The organism is Psychrobacter sp. YGAH215 (assembly GCF_007280595.1).
GTDB lineage: Bacteria > Pseudomonadota > Gammaproteobacteria > Pseudomonadales > Moraxellaceae > Psychrobacter > Psychrobacter faecalis.
In genome coordinates this window covers 1-9059 of sequence record NZ_VKLR01000042.1, presented here as the reverse complement: position 1 = coordinate 9059, position 9059 = coordinate 1, and the positions used below count along the sequence as shown (strand labels likewise).

The following is a 9059-nucleotide window of genomic DNA, read 5'->3' as shown; positions in this document are numbered from 1 at the left end:
AAACGATTAGGGTTTAAAACGCCTATGCAGGCGTTCTATAATATTAATTAAGCGTTGCACTTGGTGTGTTAATCTAAGTTATAAATATCACATGCGACATTAAACAATAAATGACGAGAGGGTATGTATGAAACCTGATAACCATAACTTAACTTTTAAGCAGCATAAATTGTTTGGTGCGCTTATCCTACTGACAGTGACATCGTCGTTATTTGCTTGTAACGACACCAATACCACTGCTGCAACCACAGCGCCTGTAGAGACGGCAACAGACAGCCAGAATTCAAAAGTCCAAACGTCTAAAACTGAGTCGACGAGCTCTAGCAGTAACAGTGATGCGCTGAGAAACGTCTCTGCGACGGTTTATAAAGATGCCAATTGTGGCTGCTGTAAGGAGTGGATTAGCCATGCCGAACATCACGGTATGACTGCGGCGGGACAAGATGTCGCCGACTTAGCAGTTTTTAAAGAACGCTATGGTGTCCCGAGCAATATGCGCTCTTGTCACACGGCGGTCACGAGCGACGGTTATGTATTCGAAGGTCATGTGCCTGCCAAGTATATAGCCCAGTTTTTAGCCAATCCGCCAAGCGAGGCTATTGGTCTTGCCGTACCCGGTATGCCAATGGGTAGCCCCGGGATGGAGTACCAAAATAAATTTTCACCTTATCAAGTGATGCAAATCAACAAAGACGGTAGCACAGCGGTATATGCTGAGGTTGATAGCGCCAATGCCCAGTTATAGCTGAAAAGGATGATTTTTACTGTCCATCGCTAACTTATTAATAATAAGGAAATTATGTAAAGAGAAAGTATTTACATCAGAAAATTCTTATACCACCTGAGAAAAGATAGGATTAAACCATTATAGATCTCTATTTATGAGGCCTATAATGGCTTTTTTGAATAAGTATGAGAGCGTGGCAAACTCTTGACTAGAAAAGATAGGCATAAACTGTTTTTAATACAAGTAACGGTGCTTAAGAAAGATGTATAACTAAGTATATGTAAAGACTTTGAAGAGGGGTTAATTGAGAAAATTTTTTTGTCTATTTATTAATATTGTTACTCATACCGGCTAGCATCAGTCGTTTGTTGGACGATTTGTTCAACTTGCATAAAATCTGTATGCCGCACATCTTTGCCGCTGGTGCAAAAAATAACCAGCTCAGCAATGTTGCGAGCATGATCGCCCACCCGTTCTAAGGCGCGTAATACCCAAAGTATGTTAATCACTTTGGACACATGGCGGCTGTCTTCCATAATATAGGTCATCAAGGCTCGAGTGGCAGATTGGTACTCTTCATTGACCGCGGTATCGCTTTGCAATACCGAAAACGCTTGCTGCGGATTCATATGCGAAAAGGCGTCAATCGCATCAAGCAGCATCAGGCGCACCTGATTGGATAAATGCTGAACCTCTGAATAGCCTCTTGGAGATGCACCATCTTTAATCAATTTGCAGGCCATACGGGCAATTTTTTCTGCTTCGTCACCGACACGCTCAAAATCAACAATGCCTTTACTAAGCGCCATGACTAAACGCAAATCATTGGCAGCTGGTTGGCGTTTGGCGACCAACAAAATGATTTGCTCATCGATTTTAATCTCTAGCTGATTGATCAGATGATCATCTTCAATCACTTTTTTCGCGGTCGCCTCATCTGCAGCTATCAAGGCGCGTGTCGCAACCATGACTTGCTCTGCTGCCATGTGACCCATTTGCATAAACAGCTCAATCACGTCATGTAAGTCATTATCAAAACTCTTTGATAAATGCTTTGCCGTTATCGTCATGCTTGCTTCCTTAATCGTATTGGTGTTGCTCATAAAAATATTGCCAAAATGAGTAGCGTGATAAATGACTGCTAGAAATGATTGCTTTAAGCGAACAGCGACTTAGCCATAACGACCGGTAATATAATCTTCAGTCGCTTTTTGTGCTGGGTTGGTGAATATTTGATCTGTTTCCCCCATTTCTACCATGTCCCCCAAATACATATAAGCGGTGTAGTCGGAGACGCGCGCGGCCTGCTGCATATTGTGGGTGACGATAGCAATGGTATAGTCGTTTTTTAAATCGGTAATCAAATCTTCAATCGCGCCAGTAGAGATGGGGTCAAGCGCTGACGTTGGCTCATCTAATAGCAAGACTTCAGGTTTCGTTGCTACTCCGCGGGCAATACAAAGTCGCTGCTGTTGACCGCCAGATAATGACAATCCTGACGCTTTGAGTTTATCTTTGACTTCCAGCCATAACGCCGCCTTTTTGAGTGCCCACTCGACACGTTCATCCATCTCTGCTTTGCTGAGCTTTTCATAGAGACGGACGCCAAATGCGACGTTGTCATAAATGGACATCGGGAAGGGTGTAGGTTTTTGAAAAACCATACCGACACGCGCACGCAGCAAATTGACATCCATGTCTTTGGCCAAAATATTTTGGCCATCAAGGGTAATTTGACCTTCAGCATGCATACTCGGATACAAGTCATACATACGGTTAAAGGTACGTAGCAGCGTTGATTTACCGCAGCCTGAGGGACCAATAAAAGCGGTGACCTTTTTTTCTGGAATATCGATATTGATGTTTTTTAATGCTTGAAAATCGCCATAATAAAAGTCTAAATCGCGAATGGTAATCTTGGCAGGCGGCATATTGTCGGGCATGTCCGCCATGGTTTGCTTGATAAGATGGGCAATATCTGGCTGTTTATGCTGACCATTGTTAAACATAGCGTCATCCAGTAAACGGCGTTTGCTGCTGGTATCTGTCATCGGCTTAGTCGCTTTTCTCTCTAATAAATCAGTCATAATGGTATCCATCTGTTTTAAAGTTTTATTAAATGGGGGTGTTTTTTACTATTAGCTGTACTTCTGTTAGCCTTGAATTATCTGCTATGGTCTTTGCCACCGATAAAGCGCGCCGCAATATTTAAGAATAATACTGTCGCGGTAATGAGTAGCGCCGCCGCCCAAGCCAGTGCATGCCAGTTATCATAAGGGCTCATCGCAAACTGATAAATCGTGTTGGGTAAGTTGGCCATTGGCTCACTCATATCGGTACTAAAGTATTGGTTGTTTAGCGCAGTGAATAGCAAGGGCGCGGTCTCACCGGTAATACGAGCAAAAGCGAGCAGCACACCGGTAGTCAGACCGGCTTTGGCAGCCTTCAGGGTCACGGTACTGACCAGCTTCCATTTTGGCGTACCCAATGCATAAGCCGCTTCGCGCAGTGTATTAGGTACAAGGTTTAGCATGTTTTCCGTCGTACGCACGACAATAGGAATCACAATTAGCGCCAACGCTAATGCACCAGCCCAACCCGAAAAGCTCTGTCCTTTGACCATCAAGGCATAAATAAACAAACCAATCACAATGGATGGGGCAGACAATAAAATATCATTTAAAAATCGGGTGACTTTACCCAACATACTGCCCTGTGAAAATTCTGCTAAATAAATGCCCGCCATCATGCCGATTGGCGCACCAATCGCTAAGCCCGAAAAAGCCAACATTGCTGAGCCAACAATGGCATTACGTAGACCACCTTCGCCCATCGGTGGCGGGGTATCTGCCATAAAGACAGGCATCTCGATTAAACCTTGCATGCCTTCAACAAACAACGTCATCAAAATCCAAATCAGCCAAACCAAACCAAATACAAGCGCTGATAAAGCAAAACCAAGTCCCAATCTATTGATAAAACGGCGCTTGTTATAAAGACGCTTGTTGTAGCGGTCTTCAAAGCGTACAGAAGGCTGGTTTGGTTCGGCAGTTTGAGTGGTGACTGGTGCGAAAGTCATGAAGTGTTTGTCCTTCTTGAGTCAAATAATGGCGGCAAATAGCGTGTTTTAGTTTGTTTAGGCTTGTTTTGATTTGATTGGTTTTGTTGGCTTTTAAAATAGTATGTTTAATTACCTGCTTTTTGGTCAATACGCATGAGCATGAGTTTAGATATTGATAAAACGATAAAGGTAATGACAAACAGGATTAACCCTAAATGTAATAATGACGCGAGATGCAGCTCACTTGACGCTTCGGCAAACTCGTTGGCCAGCGCTGAAGTGATGGTCACTCCAGAGGTGAATAGACTTGGGCTGATATTAAAGGCATTACCAATCAAGAAGGTAACGGCCATCGTCTCGCCAAGCGCTCGACCCAGTCCCAAAATCACGCCACCAACCACACCTGCTTTGGTATAAGGTAAGATGATTTTAAACATCACCTCCCACGTGGTTGCGCCCATGCCGTACGCGGACTCTTTTAGCAGGTCTGGCACCACAGAGAAAACATCGCGCATGGTGGCAGCGATAAAGGGAATAATCATAATTGCCAGTATTAACGAGGCGGTAAACATACCCAGTCCCATCGGCGCACCGGTAAAAACCTTGCCAATGATAGGTAGGGGACCAATATTTTCAATAAACCAAGGCTGAATGTGATCACCAAAAAACGGTGCAAAGACAAACAAGCCCCACATGCCATAGATGATAGAAGGAATGCCTGCCAGCAGCTCGATAGCAATACCCAATGGCTTTTTCAAAAAATTGGGACAAAGTTCCGTTAAAAAGATAGCAATCCCAAAGCTGACTGGTACGGCAATACAGATAGCGATGAGTGAAGTGACCACCGTACCGTAAATGGGTGCAAGCGCACCGTATTGATCGTTCACCGTATCCCAGTTATTACTGGTATAAAATCCCAAACCGAACTCAGAGATACTTGGCCATGCACCGACAATCAATGACAGCATGATGCCGCCAAGCGACAAGAGCACCAAGATTGCAAATGCTTTAGTGGCATTAACAAAAACTGCGTCAAAGCGTTTTTGTTTTGCCAGTTGGGATTTTAGGTCTGCCATAAAAGCCTCTGTTGTTTATCGCTCTAACTTTTCATTATGTTAATGATTAACTGTGTTAACGCTTGCTAGTGTGAAAGCTTGATTGTAAAAAACCTTAGGGGTTTTAGCTTTAGCGTCTTACCGTAATAAACTGTATCATCTAACGACCGAATCTTAAGTTCACTACGGCTAAGACGTCACCAAGCAAACGCGCTTTTCAGTATTTGCTTGATGGCATTAGTTAGCTTATTCTCGACTGGCTTCTTCTCGAATTAATAAGCTTCGAATTAAAAAGCTTCGAGCTACTGTGCTGAGGTATAGACAGGCTTACCTTCGCTGTCTACCACCTCGTTCCATTTCGCCTTAAATAAAGCCACGGCCGTATCTGAAAAAGGCACATAATCAAGACTCATCGCGTCATCATCGCCTTGAGCATAAGCCCAGTCAAAGAAGTTAAGGACACCTGCCACTTGTTTGGCATCTTGCGGTTGTTTATGGACTAAGATAAAGGTCGCAGCAGCGATAGGCCATGCTTGATCGGTCTCAGAGTTGGTGATGACTTTATAAAAGCCTTCTTGCTTTGACCAATCGATGTCACCAGCGGCGGCGAATGTCTGCGCAGATGGTTGCACGACGTTGCCAGCGGCATTTTTTAGAGCAACGTGTGCCATGCTGTTTTGCTTAGCATAAGCGTATTCAACGTAGCCGATAGAGTTTTTCATACGCGTCACATAGCTTGACACGCCTTCGTTACCTTTACCGCCCGCACCGGTTGCCGAGGTTGGCCATTTCACGGTTTTATCGACGCCAACGCTGTCTTTCCAGTCGTTTGAAACTTTGGCTAAATAATCGGTAAAGTTAAAGGTTGTGCCCGAACCGTCTGAGCGGAACACTGTGGTAATGGCGGCGTCAGGAAGGCTTAAGTCAGGATTCATAGCTTTGATGGCAGGGTCATCCCATTTGCTGATTTTACCAAGATAGATGTCAGCGAGCATTTTTCCATCGAGCTTCAATTGACCAGGCGCAACGCCATCGATATTGACGATAGGTACCACGCCGCCGATAACGGTCGGGAATTGAATCAGACCGGCTTCCTCTAATTCCGCTGGCGTCATCGGCGCATCGGACGCGCCAAAATCCACCGTTTTTGCGACGATTTGTTTGATACCGCCCGATGAACCAATCGACTGATAGTTCACTTGACCGCCAGTTGCTTTATGATAGGCATCTGACCATTTAGCATAGATAGGCTGCGGGAAAGAAGCGCCTGCGCCGGTGATATTCATTGATACATTGTCAGCTGATTTAGCGGTTGACGACGTAACGTTTGCGGTGTCGGTAGTAGCGGTAGTTGATTGCGCCGAAGTAGCGGGCTCGTTGCTTTCATTGCTATTGGAGTTTTTATTACAAGCAGCTAAGGTTAAGGTACTCGCGACGGCTAAAGCTATTAATGAATAACGCATTATTTCTCCTAAAAAGTAATGATATTAAGTAAACATAGTTGAGTATTGGATATTTATAAATAACAGAGCTGATTTCGATGTTTTATAAATGGTGCTTTATTCATACTGCTTTGTTCATAACGCTTTATTAAAAATGATTTATTGCAAAGACGCTTGGTGGTCGATGAGCCCATTGTGCCGCGCAAATATGACAGTTTGATGAAATAAGACATTTTTATGAAAAAAGTCATTTAATTAGAATAGACGTGTGATAAAGGGCAAAGTTAGTGCTAATGGCGGCTGATATCTTGTGCAAAAATCGTTATGATGTGGGCAGGCGTTTTCGTAAAAGCGGATTTCAAACTCAATGTCATTAAACTGTCATAATTAAGCCGTTTAATGGGCAGGCATTGGCAGCTAATGCTGGCGCCTAATATTGTTTTATTTATTTCTAGGTTTTTGTCTTTTAACTTTGTCATTTAATAATAAGGCTATGGTATGCGCAGTGAGCAGATTTTGATTGTAGAAGATGAACCTGCAATTCGTGAGATGGTGGTAATGACGCTAGAGATGGCGGGCTTTGAGAGTTTAGAAGCGGCTGACGTGGCAGAGGCGCATCAGCAAGTGGTCGATCACAGACCCGCGCTGATTTTGCTCGATTGGATGTTACCGGGTGATAAAAGCGGTATTGATTTTTGCCGCATGCTCAAAAGCGATGAGATGTTGGGCGAGATACCAGTAATTATGCTGACGGCCAAAAGTGAAGAGGATAGCAAGGTTCATGGGCTTGACGCGGGCGCTGATGACTATATGACCAAGCCATTTTCAACGCGTGAATTGATTTCAAGAATCAAAGCGGTATTACGCCGTGGTCGTGCGCTTAGTAGTGATAAGCCGATCGAAATAGGCAAGCTTAGTCTCGATCCCAAAAGCCAACGCATTACCGCTGACAATCGAGTCATCGATATCGGGCCGACAGAATATCGATTACTGGCGTTTTTTATGAGTCATCCAGAGCGCGCTTATACCCGCACTCAATTGCTCGATCAGGTCTGGGGCGGTAATGTCTATATCGAAGATCGCACGATTGATGTACATATCAGGCGTTTACGTAAACTGCTCCAGCCTTACGATTGTAGTACCTTGATTCAAACGGTTCGTGGAACAGGTTATCGATTTTCTAGTTTGGCTCAATAAAAATGAGAGGTATGCATGACAGTGCTTGAAGAAAACGCCCAACCAGAAAACGCCAAGTCAGATACAGTGCAACAAAGTAAAAAACAACAGGACCATCAAATCTTGCAGCAAAATTCTACCGATCAGCTTCAAAAAATCAGAAGTGCCTTACGCGCATTGCGAGATGCGGTTATCTTGCTCAATGGTGACGATGGTTTGGAGTGGTGGAATCAGGCCGCCGAAGATTTATTATTGCTACAGTCAGCGGACCATGGCAAAAGTATTTTTGACTTTATTAATGTCCCTGAGTTTCATCAGTACTATCAGAATAAGATCACGCCCAATGATGGCGTACACATGAAGTCATGGCGTGACCCTAACCGTTATCTTAAATGTGAGCTCACACCTTTTGGCGATGAAAAGCTGCTGATTATTTATGATGTGACCCGCTTACAACACTTAGAGCAAATGCGCCGCGACTTTGTGGCCAATGTCTCGCATGAATTGCGAACACCACTCACCGTACTGATGGGCTATCTGGAGAATTTTTCTGATCAAGAAGAGATGCCGCGGCAATGGCGACGCGGGTTTGAGCTAATGACGCAGCAGACTGCGCGTATGAATAGGGTGGTCAATGACTTATTATTGCTATCACGAATTGAAATCGAAGAGACGCATGAGCTGCATTATATTGATATGACTAAGCTGCTCACCCATGTCTATGACGACGCGCAAGCGTATAATCAAGAATACGGCCATACGCTGCACCTGCAGATAGATACCTATGATGGTCTCTACGGCTCGGAGATGTATTTGAACAGTGCGTTGTCCAATTTGGTCATCAATGCCATTAAATATACGCCAAAAGGCGGCAATATTGTTATCAGTTGGGCAAAAGTGGCAGAAGGCTGTCGCTTTGCCGTCACCGATAATGGTATTGGTATTGCGCCCGAGCATGTCGCGCGATTGACCGAGCGTTTTTACCGAGTAGACAGCGGGCGTAGTCGGGAAACAGGCGGCACAGGGCTGGGGCTAGCAATAGTCAAGCATGTGTTATATCAATACGACACAACCCTGCAAATCGCATCGACAGAAGGCAAAGGCTCAACCTTTAGCGCCGTATTTCCTCCTGCTCATATTCGTTCAGCTGTTATAGATTGAGTTTCTTACCTTTTAGCTTTTAGCCTTTAGGTTTATTGTCGTTTACCTTCCTCGGTCAATTCAACATAGCGATTATGATAATTTAGGTGTAATGGACAAAATTCATGCTAAAAAGTAGAAGGTAGTCGCTAATGGACATAATTCATGCTATTTGAGTGACTTTGACCCTAAAAAGTCTTTAATAAACCGCAACTTACGCTGCTCACTTAGACCGTGATGACTGTGTAATTGTCGCTTTAACTCACTGAATAACCCTTCAAGAGAATTGGTGGTATTTGGTATGTCTAAGTGCTGATATTCTTGGTAAGTAAATAGCCAATCGCTATTGGTTCTGAGGCTGCGATAAGCACTTCTAAGACGTTTGTGAGTGTACCAACTTCTACCAGTATCGTCATTGGTACTACGCTCATTAAGATAGTCTTCATGAGTTAACAACC

Annotated in this window: 8 protein-coding genes and 1 pseudogene; 3 read left to right on the top strand and 6 right to left on the bottom strand. The window is 44.1% G+C overall.

Annotated features, from left to right (window positions below):
- The first annotated feature begins 127 nt into the window (after positions 1 to 127).
- The gene (locus FOR85_RS12225) at positions 128 to 745 is read left to right on the top strand and encodes a DUF411 domain-containing protein (RefSeq protein ID WP_068408350.1); all 618 of its coding nucleotides are present in this window, start codon (positions 128 to 130) and stop codon (positions 743 to 745) included.
- Between the two features lie 320 nt (positions 746 to 1065).
- On the opposite strand, the gene phoU is transcribed toward FOR85_RS12225, so the two are convergent.
- The 5 genes from phoU to pstS all read right to left on the bottom strand — a co-directional run bounded on the left by phoU (position 1066) and on the right by pstS (position 6306).
- Positions 1066 to 1797 carry a phosphate signaling complex protein PhoU gene (gene phoU, locus FOR85_RS12220; RefSeq protein WP_144298132.1) on the bottom strand — a complete coding sequence of 244 codons (732 nt, stop codon included), beginning with the start codon at positions 1795 to 1797 and terminating at the stop codon, positions 1066 to 1068.
- 102 nt (positions 1798 to 1899) lie between these two features.
- A complete protein-coding gene (gene pstB, locus FOR85_RS12215; protein WP_082894397.1) occupies positions 1900 to 2679 on the bottom strand; it encodes a phosphate ABC transporter ATP-binding protein PstB in 780 nt (259 codons plus the stop codon).
- 212 nt (positions 2680 to 2891) lie between these two features.
- Positions 2892 to 3806, bottom strand: coding sequence for a phosphate ABC transporter permease PstA (gene pstA, locus FOR85_RS12210; RefSeq protein WP_144298131.1), 915 nt, complete (start codon positions 3804 to 3806; stop codon positions 2892 to 2894).
- Between the two features lie 107 nt (positions 3807 to 3913).
- On the bottom strand, positions 3914 to 4864 hold the full coding sequence (gene pstC / locus FOR85_RS12205) for a phosphate ABC transporter permease subunit PstC (protein WP_144298130.1): 951 nt from the start codon (positions 4862 to 4864) through the stop codon (positions 3914 to 3916).
- A 281-nt stretch (positions 4865 to 5145) separates the two neighbouring features.
- Positions 5146 to 6306 carry a phosphate ABC transporter substrate-binding protein PstS gene (pstS, locus tag FOR85_RS12200; RefSeq protein ID WP_068408340.1) on the bottom strand — a complete coding sequence of 387 codons (1161 nt, stop codon included), beginning with the start codon at positions 6304 to 6306 and terminating at the stop codon, positions 5146 to 5148.
- 477 nt (positions 6307 to 6783) lie between these two features.
- Between pstS and phoB the strand changes: the two genes are divergently transcribed.
- On the top strand, positions 6784 to 7482 hold the full coding sequence (phoB, locus tag FOR85_RS12195) for a phosphate regulon transcriptional regulator PhoB (RefSeq protein WP_144298129.1): 699 nt from the start codon (positions 6784 to 6786) through the stop codon (positions 7480 to 7482).
- A gap of 15 nt (positions 7483 to 7497) precedes the next feature.
- Positions 7498 to 8622: a phosphate regulon sensor histidine kinase PhoR gene (gene phoR / locus FOR85_RS12190; RefSeq protein WP_068408336.1), complete on the top strand. Its 1125-nt coding sequence runs from the start codon at positions 7498 to 7500 to the stop codon at positions 8620 to 8622.
- Between the two features lie 147 nt (positions 8623 to 8769).
- On the opposite strand, the pseudogene FOR85_RS12185 reads toward phoR, so the two are convergent.
- Positions 8770 to 9059, bottom strand: a pseudogene (locus tag FOR85_RS12185) (hypothetical protein); the annotation flags it as partial.